Raw genomic sequence first — 22,712 nt, 5'->3', positions numbered from 1 at the left:
CGTCCCTCAAACCAGACTGGATGCAAGCCCGACCCGCCATGTGGCGGGCGGGCTTTCCATCTTTCAACGGAGTAATTTCATGGCACGCAAGACCCCCATCGAGCGCTACCGCAATATCGGTATCTCGGCGCACATCGACGCCGGCAAGACAACGACGACCGAGCGCATCCTGTTCTATACGGGCGTGAACCACAAGATCGGTGAAGTGCATGACGGCGCGGCCACCATGGACTGGATGGAGCAGGAGCAGGAGCGCGGCATCACGATCACGTCCGCTGCCACGACCTGTTTCTGGAAGGGCATGGCCGGTACGTTCCCCGAGCATCGCATCAACATCATCGACACCCCCGGTCACGTCGACTTCACCATCGAAGTCGAGCGCTCGATGCGGGTCCTCGACGGTGCCGTGATGGTCTACGACGCCGTCGGCGGCGTGCAGCCTCAATCGGAAACCGTCTGGCGTCAAGCCAACAAGTACAAAGTGCCGCGTCTCGCGTTCGTCAACAAGATGGACCGCACCGGTGCGAATTTCCTGCGCGTGCGCCAGATGATGATCGACCGCCTCAAGGCCAATCCGGTCGTGATCCAGATCCCGATCGGCGCCGAGGACAAGTTCCAGGGCATCGTCGACCTCGTGAAGATGAAGGCCATCATCTGGGACGAGGACAAGGGCGTGACGTTCCAGTACGGCGAGATTCCCGCCGATCTGGTGGATGTCTGCAACGAATATCACGAGAAGCTGGTAGAAGCCGCCGCCGAGTCCAGCGAAGAGCTGATGAACAAGTACCTCGAAGGCGAGACGCTGATCGAGGAAGAGATCAAGGCCGCCATCCGCCAGCGCACCATCGCCGGCGAGATCCAGCCCATGCTGTGCGGTTCGGCCTTCAAGAACAAGGGCGTGCAGGCGATGCTCGATGCGGTCATCGAATACATGCCCGCGCCGACCGACATCCCGCCCGTCAGCGGCACCGATGAAGACGAGGTTGCCGTGGTCCGTCAAGCGGACGATGGCGAGAAGTTCTCGGCATTGGCATTCAAGCTCATGACCGACCCGTTCGTGGGCCAGCTGACCTTCGTGCGTGTCTATTCCGGCGTGCTTTCGAAGGGTGACAGCGTCTACAACCCGGTGCGTGGAAAGAAGGAGCGTATCGGCCGGATCGTGCAGATGCATGCCAACAACCGTGAAGAAGTCAGCGAGATCCGGGCTGGTGACATCGCTGCTTGCGTGGGCCTGAAGGAAGTGACCACGGGCGAAACCCTGTGCGATCCGGCGGCTGTCGTGACGCTCGAGCGCATGGTGTTCCCGGAGTCGGTGATCTCCCAGGCCGTCGAACCCAAGACGAAGGTCGACCAGGAGAAGATGGGTATCGCCCTGCAACGTCTGGCACAGGAAGATCCGTCGTTCCGCGTGAAGACCGACGAGGAATCCGGTCAGACCATCATCTCGGGCATGGGCGAACTGCACCTCGAAATCATCGTCGACCGCATGAAGCGCGAATTTGGCGTGGAAGCGAACGTCGGCAAGCCGCAGGTGGCTTACCGCGAAACCATCCGCAAGACGGTTGAGGAAGCCGAAGGCAAGTTCGTTCGTCAGTCGGGCGGCAAGGGCCAGTACGGCCACGTGATCCTGAAGCTCGAGCCCCAGGAAATGGGCAAGGGTTTCGAATTCGTCGATGCCATCAAGGGCGGCGTGGTGCCACGCGAATACATCCCGGCTGTGGAAAAGGGCGTCATCGAGGCGCTGGGTCAAGGCGTGCTCGCCGGCTACCCGGTGGTCGACGTCAAGGTGACCTTGCACTTCGGTTCGTACCACGACGTGGACTCCAACGAAATGGCGTTCAAGATGGCCGCGATCTTCGGTTTCAAGGAAGGCGCCCGCAAGGCCAGCCCCGTGATCCTGGAGCCGATGATGGCGGTGGAAGTCGAGACGCCTGAAGACTATGCCGGCAACGTGATGGGTGACCTGTCCAGCCGTCGTGGCATGGTGCAGGGCATGGACGACATGATTGGTGGCGGCAAGGCCATCAAGGCCGAGGTGCCTCTGTCGGAAATGTTCGGCTACTCCACCACGCTGCGCTCGATGTCGCAAGGTCGCGCCACGTACACCATGGAATTCAAGCACTACGCCGAAGCGCCGCGCAACGTGGCTGAAGCCATCGTCGCTGCACGCGCCAAGTAAGACCTGCGTCCCAACAGGCCGTCCGCACGTCGGATGGCTTTCTTTTTTGTCTGCGATCCGGTGCCCTCTTGTTCCCGTGCGAGATGACTCAGCAACCGGATGCAGACGTAAAACCACCACACGGGAAATGCTCTTTCCAAGGATTTGAAAAATGGCAAAAGGTAAATTCACCCGCACCAAGCCCCACGTGAACGTGGGCACGATCGGTCACGTGGACCACGGCAAGACGACGCTGACGGCGGCGATCGCGACGGTGCTGTCGGCGAAGTTCGGTGGCGAAGCCAAGGCCTATGACCAGATCGATGCGGCGCCGGAAGAAAAAGCACGCGGCATCACGATCAACACCGCCCACGTCGAGTACGAGACGGCCAACCGCCACTACGCACACGTTGACTGCCCTGGCCACGCCGACTATGTGAAGAACATGATCACCGGCGCTGCTCAGATGGACGGTGCGATCCTGGTGTGCTCGGCTGCCGACGGCCCGATGCCCCAGACCCGCGAGCACATCCTGCTGGCGCGTCAGGTGGGTGTGGGCTACATCATCGTGTTCCTCAACAAGTGCGACATGGTCGACGATGCCGAACTGCTCGAGCTCGTCGAGATGGAAGTGCGCGAGCTGCTCGACAAGTACGAATTCCCGGGCGACGACACCCCGATCATCCATGGCTCGGCCAAGCTCGCACTCGAGGGCGACAAGGGCAAGCTGGGTGAGGAAGCCATCATGAAGCTGGCCGACGCGCTGGACTCGTACATCCCGACGCCCGAGCGCGCCGTGGACGGCACGTTCCTGATGCCGGTGGAAGACGTGTTCTCGATCTCGGGTCGTGGAACGGTGGTCACCGGCGCGGTCGAGCGCGGCGTGATCAAGGTGGGCGAGGAAATCGAGATCGTGGGCATCCGTCCGACGGTCAAGACCACCTGCACGGGCGTGGAGATGTTCCGCAAGCTGCTCGACCAGGGCCAGGCGGGCGACAACGTCGGTGTGCTGCTGCGCGGCACCAAGCGCGAAGAAGTCGAGCGCGGTCAAGTGCTGTGCAAGCCCGGTTCGATCAAGCCGCACACGCATTTCACGGCTGAGGTGTATGTGCTGTCGAAGGACGAGGGCGGCCGTCACACGCCGTTCTTCAACAACTATCGCCCGCAGTTCTACTTCCGCACGACGGACGTGACCGGCGCGATCGAGCTGCCCCAGGACAAGGAAATGGTCATGCCCGGCGACAACGTCAGCATCACCGTCAAGCTGATCAACCCCATCGCCATGGAAGAGGGCCTGCGCTTCGCCATCCGTGAAGGTGGTCGCACCGTCGGCTCGGGCGTCGTGGCCAAGATCCTCGCCTGATCCGCACAGCTAAGGACTTACATATCATGGCAACCAAGCAAAAGATCCGCATTCGTCTCAAGGCTTTCGATTACAAGCTGATCGACCAGTCGGCCGCTGAAATCGTCGATACCGCCAAGCGTACCGGCGCCATTGTCAAGGGCCCCGTGCCGCTGCCGACGCGCATGAAACGTTTCGACATCCTGCGTTCGCCGCACGTCAACAAGACATCGCGCGACCAGTTGGAAATTCGTACGCATCAGCGCCTGATGGACATCGTCGATCCCACCGACAAGACCGTGGATGCATTGATGAAACTCGATCTGCCGGCTGGCGTCGACGTCGAGATCAAGCTGCAGTAAAGAGTCGGCGGCTGATTCATCGATCCACTGGGTTCTGGTGTCGGTCGGCATCCATGCCGGCCGATTCCTAGACGGGTTGCGTGAACCAAAGCTCGCACGATATAATCTTGGGCTCAGCCCGATTTGCGCCATTCATGGCGCTTTTTTGACTGGGTCTTAATCAACCTTTCCTCGTATGCCAAACGTGGCCGCCAATTGAAGTGGCTGCGGCGAGGGGAGTCTTCCATTCTTTGGAGAAAACAAATGAGTCTGAGCAACTCTCTCGGGTTGCTGGGCCGCAAGGTGGGGATGATGCGTCTCTTCACCGATGACGGGGACGCAGTTCCTGTCACGGTGGTGGATGTGTCCAACAACCGTGTGACCCAGATCAAGTCGCAAGAAACCGATGGCTACGACGCGCTTCAGGTGACGTTCGGTTCGCGCAAAGCTTCGCGTGTGACCAAGCCGCAGGCGGGACATCTTGCCAAGGCAGGTGTCGAGGCTGGCGAAATCATCCAGGAATTCCGTGTGACTGCCGATACGGCTGGTCAGCACAAGGCCGGTGGCGTGATTGCCGCAGGCAGCGTGTTCGCGGTCGGCCAGAAGGTGGACGTGCAAGGCACTTCCATCGGCAAGGGCTATGCGGGCACCATCAAGCGTCACAACATGAGCTCGCAGCGTGCATCGCACGGCAACAGCCGTTCGCACAACGTGCCGGGTTCGATCGGCATGGCGCAAGATCCGGGCCGCGTATTCCCGGGCAAGCGGATGACGGGTCATCTGGGTGATGTCACCGTGACCACTCAGAACCTCGACGTCTTCCGCATTGACGAAGCACGTCAATTGCTGCTGATCAAGGGTGCGATCCCGGGTTCGAAGGGCGGTTTCGTCACCGTTCGTCCTGCTGTCAAGGCCAAGCCGCAAGCGGCTGAAGGAGCGAAGTAATGCAACTCGAACTCCTGAACGACCAAGGCCAAGCAGCGTCCAAATATGACGCTCCCGAGACTGTCTTCGGTCGCGACTACAACGAGGATCTGGTTCATCAGATCGTCGTCGCTTTCCAGGCCAACGCCCGCCAGGGCACGCGCGCCCAGAAAGACCGCGAGCAGGTCCATCACTCGACCAAGAAGCCTTTCAAGCAAAAGGGAACGGGCCGTGCCCGTGCCGGTATGACGTCTTCGCCTCTGTGGCGTGGCGGCGGCCGGATCTTCCCGAACATGCCTGACGAAAACTTCACGCAGAAGATCAACAAGAAGATGTATCGCGCCGGTATGGCGTCCATCTTCTCGCAGCTCGCACGCGAAGGGCGTCTGGCTGTGGTTGATTCCTTCACGGTGGATTCGCCCAAGACCAAGTCGCTGGCAGCCAAGTTCAAGGCACTCAATCTGGAGTCCGTCCTTGTGATCGCCGAAGAAGTCGACGAGAACCTGTATCTCGCCTCGCGCAACCTGATGAATGTCATGGTGGTCGAACCGCGTTACGCCGACCCGGTGTCGCTGGTGCACTACAAGAAGGTAATCGTCACCAAGGGTGCTGTCGACAAGCTCAAGGAGATGTTCACATGAGCCGCATGAATCCGACTCCGGCCTTCCGTTCGCAGTTCGCCGAAGGGCGCCTGATGGCCGTGTTGGTCGCACCGATCGTGTCCGAGAAGGCCACGATGGTCGGTGAAAAGTCCAATGCCGTCACCTTCAAGGTGCTGCAGGACGCCACGAAGCCCGAGATCAAGGCTGCCGTTGAACTGATGTTCAAGGTCGAGGTCCAGGGTGTCTCGGTGCTCAACACCAAGGGCAAGGCCAAGCGTTTCGGAAAGTCCATGGGTCGTCGCGACAACGTTCGCAAGGCCTATGTCACTCTGAAGCCGGGCCAGGAGCTCAACCTCGTTGGGGAAGGTGCCTAAATCATGGCTGTCATCAAGCTGAAACCCACCTCGCCAGGCCAACGCGGCACGGTGAAGGTCTCGCGCGATCACCTGTTCAAGGGTGCTCCGCACGCGGCGCTGCTGGAGCCTCAGTTCCAGAAGGCCGGCCGTAACAACAATGGTCACATCACCACCCGTCATCGGGGCGGTGGTCACAAGCACCATTACCGTGTGGTCGACTTCGTGCGCAACAAGGACGGTATTCCGGCCAAGGTCGAGCGCATTGAATACGATCCCAACCGTACCGCCCACATCGCGCTGGTCTGCTATGCCGATGGCGAGCGTCGCTACATCATCGCGCCACGCGGTCTGGAAGCCGGTGCAACGCTGTTGAGTGGTTCGGAGGCTCCGATCCGCGCTGGCAACACGCTGCCCATCCGCAACATTCCGGTCGGCTCCACGATCCATTGCATCGAGCTGCAACCCGGCAAGGGCGCGCAGATCGCGCGCTCTGCAGGCACGTCGGCAACGCTGCTGGCCCGTGAAGGTGTCTATGCCCAGGTGCGCATGCGCTCGGGTGAAGTGCGCCGCATCCACGTCGAATGCCGTGCCACCATCGGCGAAGTCGCCAATGAAGAGCACAGCCTGCGCCAACTCGGCAAGGCCGGTGTGAAACGTCACATGGGCATTCGCCCCACCGTCCGCGGTGTGGTGATGAACCCGGTCGACCACCCGCACGGTGGTGGCGAAGGCAAGACCGGCGAAGGTCGCCATCCTGTCGATCCGTGGGGCAACCTGACCAAGGGCTATCGCACCCGTAACAACAAGCGCACGCAAATCTTCATCGTGTCGCGTCGCAAGAAATAAGGGATAGCCAATGACACGCTCTCTCAAGAAGGGTCCCTTCGTCGACTACCACCTGGTGGCCAAGGCCGACAAGGCCGTGACGAACAAGGACAAGAAGCCGATCAAGACCTGGTCGCGTCGCTCGATGGTCCTGCCCGAGTTCATCGGGCTGACCATTGCCGTCCACAACGGCAAGCAGCACGTGCCCGTGTACATCACCGATCAGATGGTCGGCCACAAGCTCGGCGAATTTGCGCTCACGCGCACGTTCAAGGGGCACCCCGCGGACAAGAAAGTCCAGAAGAAGTAAGGAACGACCATGTCTGAAACACGTGCAGTCCTCCGCGGTGTCCGTCTGTCGGTCGACAAGGGTCGTCTGGTGGCCGATCTGATCCGCGGCAAGAAGGTCGATCACGCGCTCAACGTCCTGCAGTTCACGCAGAAGAAGGCCGCTGTGATCATCAAGAAGGTGCTCGAATCGGCCATCGCCAATGCCGAGCACAACGACGGTGCCGACATCGACGAGCTGAAGGTCAAGACCATCTACGTCGAACAGGGCGCCACGCTCAAGCGCTTCACCGCGCGTGCCAAGGGCCGCGGCAACCGCATCAGCAAGCCCACGTGCCATGTGTACGTGACGGTTGGCAACTAAGAGGCCGGAAGACTATGGGACAGAAAATCCACCCCACCGGCTTCCGCCTTGCGGTCAGCCGTAACTGGTCCAGTCGCTGGTATGCCAGCAACAAGGACTTCGCCGGCATGCTGGCCGAAGACATCAAGGTGCGCGAGTACCTGAAGAAGAAGCTCAAGAACGCATCGGTTTCGCGCGTGCTGATCGAGCGTCCCGCCAAGAACGCCCGCATTACGATCTACTCGGCACGCCCGGGCGTCGTGATCGGCAAGAAAGGCGAAGACATCGAGAACCTCAAGCGCGAGCTCGGCAAGCAGCTGGGTGTGCCGGTGGCCGTCAACATCGAGGAAGTGCGCAAGCCCGAAATCGATGCTCAGCTGATCGCCGACAGCATCACGCAGCAGCTCGAGAAGCGGATCATGTTCCGCCGCGCCATGAAGCGTGCGATGCAGAACGCCATGCGTCTGGGTGCCCAGGGCATCAAGATCATGTCGGCCGGTCGTCTGAACGGCATCGAGATCGCTCGTACCGAGTGGTATCGCGAAGGCCGCGTGCCACTGCACACCCTGCGTGCCGACATCGACTATGGCACCTCGGAAGCCAAGACCACCTATGGTGTGATCGGCGTCAAGGTGTGGGTCTACAAGGGCGACACGCTGGGTCGCAACGACCTGCCGGCCGTCGAGACCCCGCGTCCTGACGACGAGCGCCGTCCCCGTGGCCCGCGCCGCGATGGTCGCCCCGGTGGCGATCGTCCGGGCTCGGACCGTCGTGGCCCTGGCCCGCGCGCCGGTGCCCGCGGACCCATGGGTGGCAACAATGCCCCGGCCGACGGCAGCGACAAGCCCGCCGAAGCCACCGGTGCCCTGGGTGCAGACTCGAAACCCGCCGTTAAGCGCGTCCGCAAAGCCGCGCCAGCTGCAGCAGCTGACGGTGCCAAGACCGAGTGATCGGTCTTAGAACTACGGAGTAAACAACATGCTGCAACCTGCACGCAGAAAGTTCCGCAAGGAACAAAAGGGTCGCAACACCGGTGTCGCGACCACGGGCAATTCGGTCGCCTTCGGTGACTTCGGCCTGAAATGTACTGATCGTGGCCGTCTGACGGCACGACAGCTCGAGGCTGCACGCCGTGCGATCTCGCGTCACGTGAAGCGCGGTGGCCGCATCTGGATCCGTGTGTTCCCCGACAAGCCGATCTCCACCAAGCCGGCGGAAGTCCGGATGGGTAACGGCAAGGGCAACCCCGAGTACTACGTTGCGGAAATCCAGCCGGGCAAGATCGTGTTCGAGATCGTCGGTGTCCCCGAGGAACTCGCTCGCGAGGCTTTCCGCTTGGCGGCTGCCAAGCTACCGCTGCGCACCACCTTCGTCGCGCGCCAGCTCGGCACCTGATCGAGGAGAACACTCATGGCACTACGTAAGAAGAAGGACGCCCCGGCCCAATCGGCCAAGGTGTCGAAGGCCGCCACGCTGCGCGACAAGGATGTCGCCGGTCTCCAGACGGAAATCAAGGATCTGCAAAAGGCCCATTTCGGTCTGCGCATGCAGAAGGCCACGCAACAGTTGACGAACACGTCGACGTTGCGTGTCACGCGTCGCGACATCGCGCGCGCTAAGACCATTCTTGCTCAGAAGCAGCAAGAAACCCAAGCCGCCAAGTAAGGAGTGAACATGACGGAAGCTAAAAAATCCCTCAAGCGCACCTTGATCGGCAAGGTGGTCAGCGACAAGCGCGCCAAGACCGTGACCGTGCTGGTCGAGCGTCGTGTGAAACACGAGCTCTACGGCAAGATCGTGGCCAAGACGAGCAAGTACCACGCGCATGACGAGAATGGTGAATACCATCTCGGCGATACGATCGAGATCACCGAGAGCCGGCCGATCTCCAAGACCAAGAACTGGGTTGTGACCCGTCTGGTCGAGAAGGCCGTTCTGGTCTGATATCCGCGACGCATCGCGTCTTCTTGAAAACGGCCCACAATGTGGGCCGTTTTCATTTCCACATCGACATCGCTTCTCCACGGAACCACATCATGATCAAGATCGGCGACACCCTTCCTTCCGTCACGTTGCAGGAGTATTCGGAAGTCGAGGGCGAGGGTTGCAGCATCGGCCCCAACCCGGTCGACGTCTCGCAGGCAGCTGAAGGCAAGACGATCGCATTGTTCGCCTTGCCGGGGGCCTTCACGCCCACGTGCTCTGCCAAGCATGTACCCGGCTATGTCGACCATTTCGATGACTTCAAGGCCGCCGGCGTGGATGAGATCTGGTGCCTGAGCGTGAATGATGCCTTCGTCATGGGAGCCTGGGCACGCGATCAGAAGACTGGGACGAAAGTGCGCATGCTCGCCGATGGCAGTGGCGACTTCGCGCGCGCGACGGGCTTGACGCTGGATCTCTCGGCACGCGGGATGGGCGTTCGCAGCACCCGTTACTCGATGCTGGTGAAGAATGGCAAGGTCGCGACCCTCAACATCGAGTCGCCCGGGAAATTCGAAGTCAGCAACGCCGAGACGCTGCTGGCGCAGGCCAAGGCCTGAAGGACGATGGTCCTGGCGGTGTCGGGCTGGATGGGAGGCAAGGCCCTGCCGGACGCCCGCGTCAGAGATCGACCTTGAGGTAGTGAGAGCCCGCGATCGGGTTGTGATAGTAGGGCGGCACCGATTCGAAGCCCAGGTCTTCGTAGAGCGCGCGGGCTGATTCCATGTCGTCCAGCGTATCGAGAAGGACGCAGGCATAGCCCGCATGGCGCGCTGCGTCCAGGATCGCTTCGGCCAACTGACGTCCCAGGCCCAAGCCACGGAACGCCGGGCGGATGTAGAGACGTTTCATTTCCGCCGCATTGGGATAGTCCACCGTGTCGAGCGGCCGCAACGCGCAGCATCCTGCGACCCATGCCTGGCGATTGCCCCCGAGCAGGAGCCGATGGACCGCATCCTGTGCCGGCAGCCACGGCGCCGCTCTTTCATGGCCTGTGCTCGTCTCGACCAATGCCAGCAGCAGCTTGCCGCGTGGTTCGGCATAGTCGCCTGGAAGGCGGGCCAGTTCGCCCTCGAAATCCTGGAATCCGAGATCGATCTTCAATGCCGATGCATAGTCGACGAACAGGCTGCGAAGGGCATGCAGCTCATGGGTCTGGGTAGGCTGCAACATCGTCACGATGGGCATGCCGGCCAGGGACACCGGACTGGAACGCGCAGGACGCATGTCAGCGTCAGCCCCGGGCGACGCGACCGATCGCGTCGTGCGTCGCCGTGGAAGCGGGTCGATCGGGAAGAAGCAAGCAGCGAGGCATTCAGGCCTCGGCCAGCAGTTTTTCGATCAGCCGATGGAGTTCCGCGAAGTCGGGCTCGCCGACATAGCGCTTCACGATCTGCCCCCGCTTGTTGACGATGTAGGTGGTCGGTGTAAGGGCCACGTCGCCCCAGGACTTGGCCACGGCACCCGTGTTGTCGATGGCGACGTTGAAAGGCAGTTTGCGCGTCTCGGCGAAATTCACCACATAGCTGGGCGGGTCGTAGCTCATCGCGACCGCCAGGGTGTCATAGCCACGGGCCTTGTACTTGTCGTGAGTGGCAATAATGCGGGGCATCTCGGCCACGCAGGTCACGCAGCTGGTGGCCCAGAAATTCACCAGGGTGACCTTGCCCTTGAGATCCTCGGTCGAGGTCTTGCGGCCGTCGAGCAGCACGAAGGTCGAGGCGGGTGCCGCCGAGACGCCGGTGGACACATAGACGGCCGCTCCAGCCGCCAGAGCGATCGCGAGAGCGGCGACAGGAACGATTTTTTTCATGGAGGACCGATCGATGAATCGCAGAAATTTTAATTCCCTCTGCCTGGCCCTTCCCACGGGGTTGACATGGATGGTCATGCAGCAGGCCCATGCCCTCTCGCTGAGCGATCTGAGCAGCGGTGATGCGACGAGCGGCGTCAAGGCTGCCCTGGAAAAAGGCGCCACCGTGGCGGTCGGACTGCTCGGACGGCCCGATGGCTTCCTGGGCAATCCGCGTGTGCGCATCCCCTTGCCGGGTTATCTGGAACAGGCCACCCAGATGCTCAGGATGGTCGGCCAGGGCGGACGCATCGACGAGCTCGTGACCGCGATGAACCGTGCCGCCGAACAGGCGGTACCGGCCTCCAGGGAATTGCTGGTCGCGGCAGTGCGTGGCATGAGCGTGTCCGATGCGAAGGGCATCCTGACCGGTGGCGAAACCTCGGTCACGGAGTTCTTCGTCGGCAAGACGCGCACCTCGCTGACCGAACGTTTCCTGCCGATCGTCACCACCGCCACCGCCCGCGTGAAGCTGGCCGACAAGTACAACGCCATCGCCGGCAAGGCCTCCGGCCTCGGTCTGATCAGGACCGAGGACGCCAACATCCAGCGCTACGTCACAGGCAAATCGCTCGATGGCCTCTATACGGTGATCGGCGACGAGGAGCGCAAGATCCGACAGGATCCGCTGGGCAGTGGCAGCGCCATCCTGAAGAAGGTCTTCGGCGCGCTGCGCTGAGAGGGCCGCCAGCCCGCGAATTCGAAAGTCCGCCTCCATGCCGATGTCCCGACAGCTTCTCCGCTCCAGGATCGCTTCGACCGCCGCCGTGATGGCGGTCCTGGCGAGCGTTGCCTGCACGCCGGTCTTCAACTGGCGCGAGGTGCCGGTGGGCGATGGTGACCTGGTGGCGTTGCTGCCGTGCAAGCCCGACCGTGCCGAGCGTGTGATGCCCCTGGGCGCCGAATCGGTGCGCGTCGACATGGCCGGCTGCGAGGCCGGCGGCGTCACGTTCGCCATCGCCCACGCCGAGGCGTCGGGGCCGGCCCAGGCGTCGGCCTGGCTCGATGCCTGGCGCGCGGCGACCCGGGCCCGGATCGCCGGTCGCTCGGTGACCGAAAGGGTGGGATCGCTGCCGCGCGCGGCGGCCTCACCCACGCCGCTGCGGCTCGATGCGTCGGCTGGCGAGGACGCGGAACGGGCCCCGCCCATGCGGGTGCTGTGGTTCGCGCGTCAGCATCCGCGCGGTGTGTCGCTGTACCAGGCGACGGCCATCGGTCAGCCGTCGGCGCCCGATGCGCTGGAAACGTTCTTCGAGGGGCTGCGGCTGCCATGAGCTTCGAGGCCTCGCCGGGCGGGTGACGCGCCCGCGCGCCATGAAGGTATTCGATCGATCACGCCGAATCCACCCCGGTCGCCCTCGCATAATCGATCTCCCACTCTCCCGTCCTGCATGAACAGCATCCTCATCATCGCCCATGCGCCGCTGGCCAACGCCCTGCGGCAATGTGCGCTGCATGTCTTCCCCGACACCTCCATCGTCTCCGCGCTCGATGTCCTGCCCAACGTATCGCCCGAGGAGACGCTGGCCTCCGCGCGCATCATGGTCGACCAGATGAAGCGCACGGCCAATCACAACGTGCTGGTGCTGGTCGACGTGTTCGGCGCCACGCCCTGCAACGTGGCGCAGAAGCTGGTCGTCGGCGAGCACATGCGCATGGTGGTCGGCGTGAACCTGCCGATGCTGATGCGCGTCGCGAACAAGCCCGACGAGGCGCTCGAGACGCTGGTGGAGCGTGCGATCTACGGCGGCAAGGAGGGTGTCATGACGGTGGCACCGGCCGCACCCCAGAACCAGTCGAAGAGAAAACCCAGTGATCAAGACATCCGTGACCATCAGCAATAAGCTGGGCCTGCACGCCCGTGCGTCGGCCAAGCTCACCAAGCTCGCCGGCAGTTTTCCGTGCGAGGTGTGGATCTCGCGTGGCGAGCGCCGCGTCAATGCCAAGAGCATCATGGGCGTCATGATGCTGGCCGCCGGCATCGGGACCGTGGTGCAGCTTGACACCGAAGGCGACCAGGCCCAGCAGGCCATGGATGCGCTGGTGGCCCTCATCAACGACAAGTTCGGCGAAGGCGAGTGATGGCCGCTCGTCGTCCGGACACGCCACCGGTGCGCGCATGACCTTCTCCATCCATGGTCTCCCGGTCGCACGTGGCATCGCCATCGGGCGCGCGGTGCTGGTGGTGTCGAGCCGCATCGATGTCGCCCACTACTTCATCAAGCCCGAGGAAGTCGACGCCGAGATCGACCGCGTGCGCGCCGCGCGCAATGCCGTCGCCGACGAACTGACCCGGCTACAGGCCAACGTCGCCCTGATGGGGCCCAACGACGCGCCGCACGAACTCGCCGCGTTGCTCGAGGTGCACCAGATGCTGCTGCAGGACGAGGCCCTCGCCGGCGGCGTCAAGCAGTGGATCACGGGCCGTCTCTACAACGCCGAATGGGCGTTGACGACCCAGCTCGAGGTCATCGCGCGCCAGTTCGACGAGATGGAGGACGAGTACCTGCGCGAGCGCAAGGCCGATCTCGAGCAGGTCGTCGAGCGCATGTTGCATCGCATGAAGGGCACGGCCGCGGTACTGGCGCCGTCGCCACCCCCGCGCCGCAAGCGCGCCGCCCTCGCCGCGCACGAGGACGACGACGACGGCACGCCGCACGACCCGACCTCGATCGACGGTGTCGATGTGCCACTGGTGCTGATCGCGCACGATCTCTCGCCGGCCGACATGCTGCAGTTCAAGAAGAGCGTGTTCGCCGGCTTCGTGACCGACGTCGGCGGACGCACCTCGCACACCGCGATCGTCGCGCGCAGCATGGACATCCCGGCGGTGGTGGGCGCCCGCACGGCCAGCCAGCTGGTGCGCCAGGACGACTGGGTGATCATCGACGGCGATGCCGGCGTGGTGATCGTCGACCCCTCACCCATCATCCTGGCCGAGTACGGCTTCAAGCAGCGCCAGGGCGATCTCGAGCGCGGCCGGCTCTCGCGCCTGCGCCACAAGCCCGCCGTCACGCTCGATGGCGAGCGCGTCGAATTGCTGGCCAACATCGAGCTGCCCGAGGACACGTTCGGTGCCGTCAAGGCCGGGGCCGCCGGCGTCGGCCTGTTCCGCAGCGAGTTCCTTTTCATGGGGCGGGAGGCGCAGCACCTCACCCGGCTGCCCGACGAGGAGGAGCAGTACCTCGCCTACCGGCGCGCCATCGAGGGCATGCAGGGCATGCCGGTCACGATCCGCACCATCGACATCGGTGCCGACAAGCCGCTCGACGGCAAGTCCAACCGCCAGGAGCATCTGAATCCGGCGCTGGGCCTGCGAGCGATCCGCTGGAGCCTGGCCGATCCGGCGATGTTCCTGACGCAGCTGCGCGCCATCCTGCGCGCGGCGGCCCATGGCGGCGTGCACCTGCTGATCCCCATGCTGGCGCACACCTTCGAGATCCGCCAGACGCTCGTGCTCATCGAGGAGGCGCGGGCGCAGCTCGATCGCCAGGGCGTGACGCACGGGCCGGTGAAGCTGGGCGCCATGATCGAGATCCCGGCGGCCGCCCTGATGGTCTCCACCTTCCTCAAGCATTTCGATTTCCTGTCGATCGGCACCAACGACCTGATCCAGTACACGCTGGCCATCGATCGCACGGACGAATCGGTGGCGCACCTCTACGACCCCGCGCATCCGGCCGTGCTGCGCCTGGTGGCCGACACCATCGCCGAGTGCCGCCGTCAGGGCAAGAGCGTGAGCGTCTGCGGAGAGATGGCCGGCGACGTGACCTTCACGCGCCTGCTGCTGGGGCTGGGCCTGCGCAGCTTCTCGATGCACCCGTCGCGCATCCTGGCCGTGAAGCAGGAGGTACTGCGCGCCGACACGTCCAAGCTCGCGCCATGGGCGCAGTCCGTGCTGGTGGCGGATGATCCGGCGGAGGCGCTGCTGCCGAGCGTCCAGGCCTGAGGTCCGGTCGCGGCTGCCCCCCGGCGGGACGCTCCGGACGAACCGTCAGCCGCCCACCTTGTTGGGCGAGCGCCAGGCCCGTTCGAAGGGCAGTCGCCAGGCATGGGGCGCGATCAGCTGGTGCACCGCCTTCGGTCCCCACGAGCCCGGTTCATAGAGGCGCACGGGTGGCGGAGCCTCGAGCAGATGCGAGGACACCTGCCACAGCCGCTCGATGCCCTCGGCGGTCGTGAAGAGCGTGCGGTCGCCGCGCATCGCATCCAGGATCAGACGTTCGTAGGCTTCCAGCACCTCGCCGGCGAGGCCGGTGTCGTGCATGGCGAACTGCAGGCTCAGCTTGTCCAGCCGCATGCCGGGGCCGGGGCGCTTGCCATAGAACGACAGCGACATCTTCGAGGCATCGGCCAGATCGAAGGTCAGATGGTCCGGTCCCTGCGCTCCGACCCCGGAGCCGGGCGGGAACATGCTCTTGGGCGGTTCGCGGAACGCGATCGAGATGATCCGCTGGCCCTCGGCCATGCGCTTGCCGGTGCGCAGATAGAAGGGCACGCCGGCCCAGCGCCAGTTGTCGATGTGGCACTTCAACGCGATGAAGGTCTCGGCGTCCGAATCCGGATCGACGCCGTCCTCGCTGCGATAGCCGCTGTACTGACCACGCACCACGTCGCCCGACTGGATCGGCAGCATGCTGCGGAACACCTTGTTCTTCTCTTCGCCGATCGGCTGCGGGTCGAGCGAGGTGGGCGGCTCCATGGCCATGAAGCCCAGGATCTGGAACAGGTGCGTCACCACCATGTCGCGGTAGGCGCCGGTCTGCTCGTAGAAGCCCGCGCGCTTGCCCAGGCCCAGCGTCTCGGGCACGTCGATCTGCACGTGATCGATGAAGTTGCGGTTCCAGATCGGTTCGAACAGCCCATTGGCGAAGCGGAAGGCTAGGATGTTCTGGGCTGCCTCCTTGCCCAGGAAATGATCGATGCGGAAGATCTGCTCTTCCTGGAACACCTCGTGCAGGCGGCTGTTGAGCAGCACCGCGCTCGCCAGGTCGGTACCGAAGGGCTTCTCCATGACGATGCGCGCGCGCTCCACCAGCCCGGCCTCGCCCAGCATGCGCACCACCGGCAGCGCCGCGTTGGGCGGAACGCTCAGGTAGTGCAGGCGCCGGCACTCGGTGCCCAGCGAAGTCTCGGCCCGCTCGACCGCGGCGCGCAGGGCGTCGGCGCCGCCGGACAGCGGCACGTAGTCGAGCGTGGCGGCGAAGGCGTCCCAGGCCTCGGGCTCCACCTTGCGACTGCCGAACTCGTCGAGCGCCGAACGCGCGGCGGCGCGGAAGCCGTCGGCATCGAGTTCGTCGAGCGACACCCCGATGATCCGGCAGGCCGGGATGAAGCCGGTGCTGCAGAGGTGGAACAGGCCGGGCAGCAGCTTGCGCCGCGCCAGATCGCCGGTGGCGCCGACCAGCACCACCGCCTGGGGAAAGCGCGGACCGACGCCGGGAGGAATCTTTGCCATGGTCGTCATCGTGCGGAAGTGGAAGGGTTTGCCGGACAAGCGATTTCGGTGCCAGCCGTGGCCGTGGCGCGTGCGCCCAGCAGCGCGGCCGCGACGATCAGCAGTGCCGCCAGCACGATCGTGCCGTCCAGGGGGCGGCCGGTCACCATGAGCAGCAGCGCCGTCGAGCCCAGCGGCGTGAGGTAGCTCAGGATGCCGATCTGCCGGGCATCGCCATGCTTGAGCGCCAGGTCCCAGACGAAGAACGCCGCGCCCAGCGGGCCGAGACCGCACAGCGCGATCAGTCCGAGATCGTGCATCGACAGGGTCGCGCGCGGCTCCAGCAATGCGTGGCAGGCCAGCGCCAGTGCGCCCGATACCAGTCCGAACAGACCGACGGCGGAGGTCGGGAAGCGCGGCACGCGTTTCGTCCACAGCGAATAGCTGGCCCAGATGAAGGCCGAGCCCAGGGCCGGCACGAAGCCCCAGGCGGCCGTCAGCGTCTGACCACCGGACGACGAGGTCCCGCGCGCACCGAGGATGGCGATGGCCGCCCCCGCGAAACCCAGCAGCGCCGCCGCGACATGCAGCGGCCGCAGCGACACCCCCGGCAGCAGCAATGGCGCGAGGACCACCATGAAGAGCGGCCAGAGGTAGTTCACCAGGTTGGCCTCCACCGGGGGCGCGTGCCGCAGGGCGATGAAGAGCAGGAAATGGAAGCCGAACAGCCCGTAGATGCCGAGCGCCAGCGTTCGCGCGGGCACGGCCCAGGCCCGGCGGTCGCGCAGCACCAGGGGCCAGCTCGGCACGCTGCCCACGATCAGCGCCAGGCCGGTCAGGAGGAATGGCGGCACGTGCGCGAGGGCGGTGCCCAGCGAGGCCAGCGTCGCCCACAGTGCGATGGCGGCGAGGGCGTAGAGGGTGGGTGGCATGGGCGGGCCCGGTCGAAGTGAGGTCCCGAAGATAGCCGACCGGCCGCTGGTGGCCGGAGAGGATCAGCGACGCAGCAGATCGCGCAGTTCGCGCTTGAGCACCTTGCCGATGGCGCTGCGCGGCAGCTCGTCGATGAAGTGCAGCTGCGCCAGGCGCTGCGTCTTGCCGAGTTGCGCGTTGGTCCACTGCTGCAATGCCTCGCCGGCGATGGTGTCGCCGGCGACCGGCACCACGAACGCGACGGGCGTCTCGCCCCATTCGGCCGACGGCACACCCACCACCGCCACGTCGGCCACTCCAGGATGCGCGCGCAGCACGGCTTCCAGGTCGCTCGGATAGATGTTGAAACCGCCACTGATGATCAGGTCCTTGCGGCGGTCGAACAGCGTGAGGAAGCCTTCGCCGTCGAAGCGGCCGACATCGCCGGTGCGGATGAAGCGCCGGCCATCAGGCGCGAACCACTCGGCCTCGCGCGTCTTCTCCGGCTGGCGGTGGTAGCCGACCATCATGCCGGCCGAGTGACCCACCACCTCGCCCGAGCCGCCGGGGGCGACCTCGCGCCCGTCCTCGTCGATCAGGCGGATGTCGCTGCCCTCGGCCGGTCGGCCGACGGTGTGCAGCTTGGTCGGATGCAGATGCGCCTCCAGGATGCAGGTGCCACCGCCTTCCGTCATGCCGTAGAACTCGACCAGTCCGCCCGGCCAGCGCGCCAGCACGTCGGCCTTGAGATCCGCATGGAACGGCGCGCTGGTACTGAACTTGAAGCGGAACGACGTCAGGTCGTGCATGCCGAAGGCCGGCAGCGCCATCAGCCGCTGGTACTGCACCGGCACCAGCATGGTGTGCGTGACGCGATGCGCCTGTGCCAGCGCCAGGTAGCCGGCGGCATCGAATTTCGGCATCAGGATCACGCAGCCGCCGAACGCCAGCGACGGGAAGAACACCACCAGTGTGGTGTTGGAGTAGAGCGGCGTCGACAGCAGCGTGACCGTGTCGGGGCCGTAGCCATAGCGCGCGCCGCGCTTGACGTGCGACCAGCGCATGCCATGGCCCTGCACGATGCCCTTGGGCTCGCCCGTGGTGCCGGAGGAATAGATGATGTTGAAGGGCGAGGCCGGTGTCAGCGTGACCGCGGCGGGCGTCGCATCCGGCACCGCGAGCCAGGTCTCGAGCGCGATGCCGGCGGGCGAGGCATCCAGTGCGATGCGTGGCGGATCGCCCGCGATGGTCGGACCGAAGGTCTGCGCCGCCGCCGCATCGACGAACAGCAGGCGCGCATCGGCGTCCTCGCGCATCCGCCGCAGGCTCGCCGGCGTGGACCCCGGCGCGAGCGGCGCGACCGCGACGCCCGCGCGCAGGGCGCCCAGGAAGACGACGGCATAGGCCACGGACGAAGCCGCGCAGATCGCCAATGTGTCGCCGATGCCCAGGCCGTCGCGCTGCAGGGCCGCCGCGACGCGGTCCATCGCCGCGTCGAGCCCGGCGTAGTCGAGCGAGGTGGCCGGATCGCGCAGGGCCGGATGGGTCGGCCGCTCGCGCGCGTGGATGCGGACGAGATCGGGGAGCGTGCCGAAATCCTGTGCCAGCACGTCTTGCAGGGAGGGGAGGGAGGCGGTCATGGGACGGACGACGAAAGGTGGAACGAAAGGCGCCTTCGCGTGCGCCGCGCGCCAGTGTGCCGCACCCCGGTCAGGACGAGGGTCACATGCTTGACCCGTGCCCTCCGCGCCGGCCCGGGGGGCTCAGACGCCCGCGGCGTGCGCCTGTTCGTCGGCGTGGTAGCTGCTGCGCACCATCGCGCCGACCGCCGCGTGGCTGAACCCCATCCGGTAGGCTTCCTCCTCGAACATCCTGAAGGTGTCGGGATGCACGTAGCGCCGCACCGGCAGGTGGGAGTTCGAAGGCGACAGGTACTGACCGATGGTCAGCATGTCGATGTCGTGGGCGCGCATGTCGCGCATCACCTGAAGGATCTCCTCGTCGGTCTCGCCCAGGCCGACCATGATGCCGCTCTTGGTCGGCACCTGAGGATGCAGCGCCTTGAACTTCTTCAGCAGGTTCAGGCTGAACTGATAGTCGCTGCCGGGACGCGCCTCCTTGTAGAGGCGCGGCGCGGTCTCCAGGTTGTGGTTCATCACATCCGGCGGCGCGGCCTTCAGGATCTCCAGCGCGCGGTCGTCGCGGCCACGGAAGTCGGGCACCAGGATCTCGATCTGCGTCGCGGGGGACAGCTCGCGGATGAGGCGGATGCATTCCACGAAATGGCCGCTGCCGCCGTCGCGCAGGTCGTCGCGGTCGACGCTGGTGATCACCACGTACTTCAGGCGCAGCTTGGCGATGGTGCGCGCCAGGTTGAGCGGCTCGTCCTTGTCGAGCGGGTCGGGCCGGCCATGGCCGACGTCACAGAACGGGCAGCGCCGCGTGCACTTGTCGCCCATGATCATGAACGTCGCCGTGCCCTTGCCGAAGCATTCGCCGATGTTCGGGCACGAGGCTTCCTCGCACACCGTGTGCAGGTTGTTCTCGCGCAGGATCTGCTTGATCTCGTAGAAGCGGGTGGTTGGCGAGCCGGCCTTCACGCGGATCCATTCGGGCTTCTTCAGCACCTCGCCCTGCACCACCTTCACCGGGATGCGGGAGAGCTTGGCGGCGGCCTTCTGCTTGGCCAGCGGGTTGTAGTTCTCGGCGCTCTGGCTTTCGCGCACGACGGGCGAGGGAGTGGCCGTGGAGGGAGAGGGCGCGAGGGCGGCTTCGGGGAGGTTCATGGAACTCGTACTTTCAAGGCGCCAGATACACGCCGAGCTTGTCGCCCAGCACGCGTGCGGCTTCTTCCCAGGGAATATGGACGTCGATTGTAGAAAGATCGACCGTTTTCAGGCCCGCATACCCACAGGGGTTGATGCGCGAGAAGGGTTCCAGGTCCATGGCGACATTGAGCGAGACCCCGTGGTAGGTGCCATGGCGCGCCACCTTGATGCCGAGCGCGGCGATCTTGCCCAGACCGCGGAACGTTTCGAGGGCCGGAAATGGCCCGCTCAGGGCCGCATGGGAGAACGGGTCGTCGAGCCGCACGTAGATGCCTGGAGAGCCCGGCACGCGGTGGCCCGTCACGCCGAGGTGCGCCAGGGTGGCGATCACCGCCGACTCGAGGCGATAGACGTATTCCTTGACGAAATAGCCGGCGCGACGCAGATCCAGCAAGGGATAGGCGACCACCTGGCCCGGTCCGTGGAAGGTCACCTGGCCCCCACGATCGGTCTGCACCACGGGAATGTCGTCGGCTCGCAGCACGTGTTCGGGCTTGCCCGCGAGCCCCTGCGTATAGACCGGCGGGTGCTCGCACAGCCAGAGCTCGTCGACCGTGTCGGGCGTGCGGGCGGCAGCGAAGGCGCGCATGGCATCGTAGGTCGCCAGGTAGTCGACCCGGCCGCGCATCCGCACGATCGGCGCGGTCGCCACCGTGCCGGCCTCCTGCGTCAAAGCACCACCTTGACCATGGGATGCGTGGACAGCGTGCGATAGAGCTCGTCGAGCTGTTCGCGGCTGGTGGCGGTCACGGTGATCGTCACGCCGAGGTACTTGCCACCCTTGCTGGGGCGCAGTTCGATCGTGCCGGCATCGAAGGCCGGATCGAAGCGCTCGGCGATCTGCGTCACCGCATGCACGAAGCCATCGACCTTCTCGCCCATCACCTTGATGGGAAAAAGCGAGGGATATTCGATCAGCGAGGGTGCCGGCGGCGTCGCGTCTTCAGAGGGCGGGGGAGGAGTTTGAGTCATGGGAGTGTGGGCAAGGAGGCATAAAGTTCCCCACGGACCACTTGGTCATGGTCGAATCGCGGGGGTTTTTACTTATAATCAATGGCTTTGTAAAATTCAGCAGTTCTCTGTAAACCTGCGGTGCGCATTCCAATGACAACCAGCACCCTCGAAAACCGGACGAATGCTGATGTGGATGTCGAAGACTCCGATTTCAAGCCGCTGAGCGCCCAGGAGGCGCAACAGCTTCGCGAAGCCCATCCTGAACCGTCGCCCTGGTGGGTGATCGTGGCCCAAGTGGCCGCAGGATTGGTCGTGGCGGGAATCGCCTGGGTCTGGACGGGTCGGCTGGTGGCCGGTGCGTCGGCACTCTATGGAGCATTGGCAGTGGCGATCCCCGCGGCGTTGTTCGTCCGCGGTCTCGTCAAGGGAACGAAGGCAGGTTCGCAGGCGGGAGCACCCGCTGCCGCCATGCTGAGGTTCGCCGTCTGGGAGATGACCAAGCTCGTGCTCACCGTGGCCTTCCTGGCGGCGGCGCCCTGGGTGGTCGGCGGCCTGAGCTGGCTGGCGCTGCTGGCCGGTGTCGTGGCTGCCATGAAGATGTATTGGGTCGCCCTCGTGGTGCGGCCCAAATTGTTGAACCGTATTTGATTCTTTAGAGAGACGCGTAAAGATGGCCGCCGAAGGACACGCACCGACCGCGAGTGAATACATCGTTCACCATTTGCAGCACTGGCAGGTGAACTGGGGTCTCGAACCCGTCACCCAGAAGGCGATCGTCGACTTCAATGTCATCAACCTCGACTCCGTGCTCTATGCGCTGGTGATCGGCGTGATCGGCTGCTTCGTGCTGTGGCTGGCCGCGCGCAAGGCGACCGCCGGTGTGCCCGGACGCTTCCAGGCCGCCGTCGAGATCCTCGTCGAGATGGTGGACAACCAGGCGCGCGCCAACATCCACAACGCCACGAGCCGCAAGTTCATCGCCCCGCTGGCGCTCACCGTGTTCGTCTGGATCTTCCTGCTGAACGCCATGGACATGCTGCCGGTCGACCTGCTGCCGGCGCTGTGGGCCAAGTTCCACGAGGCCTCCGGCGGCGACGCCAGCCACGCCTACATGCGCGTCGTTCCCACGGCCGACCTCTCCACCACGCTGGGCCTGTCGACCTCCGTGCTGCTGCTGTGCCTGTTCTACAGCGTCAAGATCAAGGGCCTGGGCGGCTGGGGCCACGAGCTCATCACGGCGCCCTTCGGTGCCCACCCCGTGCTCTGGCCCATCAACTTCCTGATGCAGGTCATCGAATATCTGGCCAAGACCGTCTCGCACGGCATGCGGCTGTTCGGCAACATGTATGCCGGCGAACTGGTCTTCATGCTGATCGCGCTCATGGGCGGTGCGATGGCGGCTTCGTTCTCGGGAGTGCTGCTGCCCATCGGGCACATCATTGCCGGAACTGTCTGGGCGATCTTCCACATCCTGGTGATCACGCTTCAGGCGTTCATTTTCATGATGCTGACGCTCATCTATCTGGGCCAGGCGCATGAAGGTCACTGAGCTTCGCTGCTCGCCCGT

Annotated in this window: 29 protein-coding genes; 21 read left to right on the top strand and 8 right to left on the bottom strand. The window is 64.6% G+C overall.

Translation table 11 applies throughout. The annotated features are described in order from the left end of the window. The first annotated feature begins 79 nt into the window (after positions 1 to 79). From fusA to AC1MLT_RS11755, 14 genes are all read left to right on the top strand, one after another. Positions 80 to 2,179: an elongation factor G gene (gene fusA / locus AC1MLT_RS11820; protein WP_481032414.1), complete on the top strand. Its 2,100-nt coding sequence runs from the start codon at positions 80 to 82 to the stop codon at positions 2,177 to 2,179. Between the two features lie 151 nt (positions 2,180 to 2,330). Next, positions 2,331 to 3,521 carry an elongation factor Tu gene (gene tuf / locus AC1MLT_RS11815; RefSeq protein ID WP_296316389.1) on the top strand — a complete coding sequence of 397 codons (1,191 nt, stop codon included), beginning with the start codon at positions 2,331 to 2,333 and terminating at the stop codon, positions 3,519 to 3,521. Positions 3,522 to 3,547: 26 nt separating this feature from the next. After that, a complete protein-coding gene (rpsJ, locus tag AC1MLT_RS11810) occupies positions 3,548 to 3,862 on the top strand; it encodes a 30S ribosomal protein S10 (protein ID WP_007838118.1) in 315 nt (104 codons plus the stop codon). Between the two features lie 243 nt (positions 3,863 to 4,105). Then, positions 4,106 to 4,786 (top strand): 50S ribosomal protein L3, encoded by a 681-nt coding sequence (rplC, locus tag AC1MLT_RS11805; RefSeq protein WP_296314815.1) that lies wholly within the window; start codon positions 4,106 to 4,108, stop codon positions 4,784 to 4,786. Next, positions 4,786 to 5,406, top strand: a complete 621-nt coding sequence (gene rplD, locus AC1MLT_RS11800; protein ID WP_481032413.1) for a 50S ribosomal protein L4 — start codon at positions 4,786 to 4,788, stop codon at positions 5,404 to 5,406. Before rplC ends, rplD begins: the two co-directional genes overlap by 1 nt. Further along, positions 5,403 to 5,741 carry a 50S ribosomal protein L23 gene (gene rplW, locus AC1MLT_RS11795; protein ID WP_429599278.1) on the top strand — a complete coding sequence of 113 codons (339 nt, stop codon included), beginning with the start codon at positions 5,403 to 5,405 and terminating at the stop codon, positions 5,739 to 5,741. Before rplD ends, rplW begins: the two co-directional genes overlap by 4 nt. 3 nt (positions 5,742 to 5,744) lie before the next feature. Beyond that, positions 5,745 to 6,569, top strand: a complete 825-nt coding sequence (gene rplB / locus AC1MLT_RS11790; RefSeq protein WP_296314809.1) for a 50S ribosomal protein L2 — start codon at positions 5,745 to 5,747, stop codon at positions 6,567 to 6,569. A 10-nt stretch (positions 6,570 to 6,579) separates the two neighbouring features. Further along, positions 6,580 to 6,858 carry a 30S ribosomal protein S19 gene (gene rpsS / locus AC1MLT_RS11785; protein ID WP_296314807.1) on the top strand — a complete coding sequence of 93 codons (279 nt, stop codon included), beginning with the start codon at positions 6,580 to 6,582 and terminating at the stop codon, positions 6,856 to 6,858. 9 nt (positions 6,859 to 6,867) lie between these two features. Then, positions 6,868 to 7,200 carry a 50S ribosomal protein L22 gene (gene rplV / locus AC1MLT_RS11780; protein ID WP_481032412.1) on the top strand — a complete coding sequence of 111 codons (333 nt, stop codon included), beginning with the start codon at positions 6,868 to 6,870 and terminating at the stop codon, positions 7,198 to 7,200. A 14-nt stretch (positions 7,201 to 7,214) separates the two neighbouring features. Continuing rightward, complete coding sequence (rpsC, locus tag AC1MLT_RS11775; protein WP_481032411.1) at positions 7,215 to 8,129, top strand: 30S ribosomal protein S3; 915 nt, start codon at positions 7,215 to 7,217, stop codon at positions 8,127 to 8,129. Positions 8,130 to 8,157: 28 nt separating this feature from the next. Further along, positions 8,158 to 8,574 (top strand): 50S ribosomal protein L16, encoded by a 417-nt coding sequence (gene rplP, locus AC1MLT_RS11770; protein WP_262073157.1) that lies wholly within the window; start codon positions 8,158 to 8,160, stop codon positions 8,572 to 8,574. Positions 8,575 to 8,634: 60 nt separating this feature from the next. Next, entirely contained in the window at positions 8,635 to 8,844 is a 210-nt protein-coding gene (gene rpmC, locus AC1MLT_RS11765; protein ID WP_296316529.1) for a 50S ribosomal protein L29, read from the top strand. A gap of 9 nt (positions 8,845 to 8,853) precedes the next feature. Further along, positions 8,854 to 9,123 (top strand): 30S ribosomal protein S17, encoded by a 270-nt coding sequence (gene rpsQ / locus AC1MLT_RS11760; RefSeq protein ID WP_296316224.1) that lies wholly within the window; start codon positions 8,854 to 8,856, stop codon positions 9,121 to 9,123. 92 nt (positions 9,124 to 9,215) lie between these two features. Further along, a complete protein-coding gene (locus AC1MLT_RS11755) occupies positions 9,216 to 9,722 on the top strand; it encodes a peroxiredoxin (RefSeq protein ID WP_296316222.1) in 507 nt (168 codons plus the stop codon). Positions 9,723 to 9,783: 61 nt separating this feature from the next. Here the strand turns inward: AC1MLT_RS11755 and AC1MLT_RS11750 are convergent, their stop codons facing one another. Beyond that, on the bottom strand, positions 9,784 to 10,350 hold the full coding sequence (locus tag AC1MLT_RS11750; RefSeq protein ID WP_481032410.1) for a GNAT family N-acetyltransferase: 567 nt from the start codon (positions 10,348 to 10,350) through the stop codon (positions 9,784 to 9,786). 127 nt (positions 10,351 to 10,477) lie between these two features. Next, positions 10,478 to 10,975 carry a TlpA disulfide reductase family protein gene (locus tag AC1MLT_RS11745; RefSeq protein ID WP_481032409.1) on the bottom strand — a complete coding sequence of 166 codons (498 nt, stop codon included), beginning with the start codon at positions 10,973 to 10,975 and terminating at the stop codon, positions 10,478 to 10,480. 13 nt (positions 10,976 to 10,988) lie between these two features. On the opposite strand from AC1MLT_RS11745, the gene AC1MLT_RS11740 reads away from it, so the two are divergent. The 5 genes from AC1MLT_RS11740 to ptsP all read left to right on the top strand — a co-directional run bounded on the left by AC1MLT_RS11740 (position 10,989) and on the right by ptsP (position 14,963). Continuing rightward, positions 10,989 to 11,693: a DUF4197 domain-containing protein gene (locus AC1MLT_RS11740; RefSeq protein WP_481034992.1), complete on the top strand. Its 705-nt coding sequence runs from the start codon at positions 10,989 to 10,991 to the stop codon at positions 11,691 to 11,693. Between the two features lie 37 nt (positions 11,694 to 11,730). Beyond that, positions 11,731 to 12,288, top strand: coding sequence for a hypothetical protein (locus AC1MLT_RS11735; protein ID WP_481032408.1), 558 nt, complete (start codon positions 11,731 to 11,733; stop codon positions 12,286 to 12,288). A 117-nt stretch (positions 12,289 to 12,405) separates the two neighbouring features. Further along, positions 12,406 to 12,858: a PTS sugar transporter subunit IIA gene (locus AC1MLT_RS11730; protein ID WP_481032407.1), complete on the top strand. Its 453-nt coding sequence runs from the start codon at positions 12,406 to 12,408 to the stop codon at positions 12,856 to 12,858. After that, positions 12,827 to 13,096 carry an HPr family phosphocarrier protein gene (locus AC1MLT_RS11725; RefSeq protein ID WP_481032406.1) on the top strand — a complete coding sequence of 90 codons (270 nt, stop codon included), beginning with the start codon at positions 12,827 to 12,829 and terminating at the stop codon, positions 13,094 to 13,096. Before AC1MLT_RS11730 ends, AC1MLT_RS11725 begins: the two co-directional genes overlap by 32 nt. Before the next feature lie 37 nt (positions 13,097 to 13,133). After that, positions 13,134 to 14,963, top strand: a complete 1,830-nt coding sequence (gene ptsP / locus AC1MLT_RS11720) for a phosphoenolpyruvate--protein phosphotransferase (RefSeq protein WP_481032405.1) — start codon at positions 13,134 to 13,136, stop codon at positions 14,961 to 14,963. 45 nt (positions 14,964 to 15,008) lie between these two features. Here the strand turns inward: ptsP and zwf are convergent, their stop codons facing one another. The 6 genes from zwf to AC1MLT_RS11690 all read right to left on the bottom strand — a co-directional run bounded on the left by zwf (position 15,009) and on the right by AC1MLT_RS11690 (position 21,163). Next, entirely contained in the window at positions 15,009 to 16,472 is a 1,464-nt protein-coding gene (gene zwf / locus AC1MLT_RS11715; protein ID WP_481032404.1) for a glucose-6-phosphate dehydrogenase, read from the bottom strand. A gap of 5 nt (positions 16,473 to 16,477) precedes the next feature. Then, positions 16,478 to 17,383 carry a DMT family transporter gene (locus tag AC1MLT_RS11710; RefSeq protein ID WP_481032403.1) on the bottom strand — a complete coding sequence of 302 codons (906 nt, stop codon included), beginning with the start codon at positions 17,381 to 17,383 and terminating at the stop codon, positions 16,478 to 16,480. A gap of 63 nt (positions 17,384 to 17,446) precedes the next feature. Continuing rightward, a complete protein-coding gene (locus AC1MLT_RS11705; RefSeq protein WP_481032402.1) occupies positions 17,447 to 19,003 on the bottom strand; it encodes a class I adenylate-forming enzyme family protein in 1,557 nt (518 codons plus the stop codon). A gap of 123 nt (positions 19,004 to 19,126) precedes the next feature. Continuing rightward, positions 19,127 to 20,149, bottom strand: coding sequence for a lipoyl synthase (gene lipA / locus AC1MLT_RS11700; protein WP_481032401.1), 1,023 nt, complete (start codon positions 20,147 to 20,149; stop codon positions 19,127 to 19,129). A 13-nt stretch (positions 20,150 to 20,162) separates the two neighbouring features. Beyond that, positions 20,163 to 20,819, bottom strand: a complete 657-nt coding sequence (gene lipB, locus AC1MLT_RS11695) for a lipoyl(octanoyl) transferase LipB (RefSeq protein ID WP_481034990.1) — start codon at positions 20,817 to 20,819, stop codon at positions 20,163 to 20,165. Between the two features lie 41 nt (positions 20,820 to 20,860). Continuing rightward, on the bottom strand, positions 20,861 to 21,163 hold the full coding sequence (locus tag AC1MLT_RS11690; RefSeq protein ID WP_481032400.1) for a YbeD family protein: 303 nt from the start codon (positions 21,161 to 21,163) through the stop codon (positions 20,861 to 20,863). A gap of 132 nt (positions 21,164 to 21,295) precedes the next feature. Here AC1MLT_RS11690 and AC1MLT_RS11685 point away from each other — a divergent pair, with 132 nt between their 5' ends. After that, positions 21,296 to 21,793, top strand: coding sequence for an ATP synthase subunit I (locus AC1MLT_RS11685; RefSeq protein ID WP_481032399.1), 498 nt, complete (start codon positions 21,296 to 21,298; stop codon positions 21,791 to 21,793). Between the two features lie 22 nt (positions 21,794 to 21,815). Next, positions 21,816 to 22,694 (top strand): F0F1 ATP synthase subunit A, encoded by an 879-nt coding sequence (atpB, locus tag AC1MLT_RS11680; protein ID WP_481032398.1) that lies wholly within the window; start codon positions 21,816 to 21,818, stop codon positions 22,692 to 22,694. Positions 22,695 to 22,712 lie beyond the last annotated feature (18 nt).

The organism is Variovorax sp. PEI5, assembly GCF_056679935.1.
Note: the sequence above shows the minus strand (reverse complement) of the source record. Positions and strands in the feature narration are given on the sequence as shown.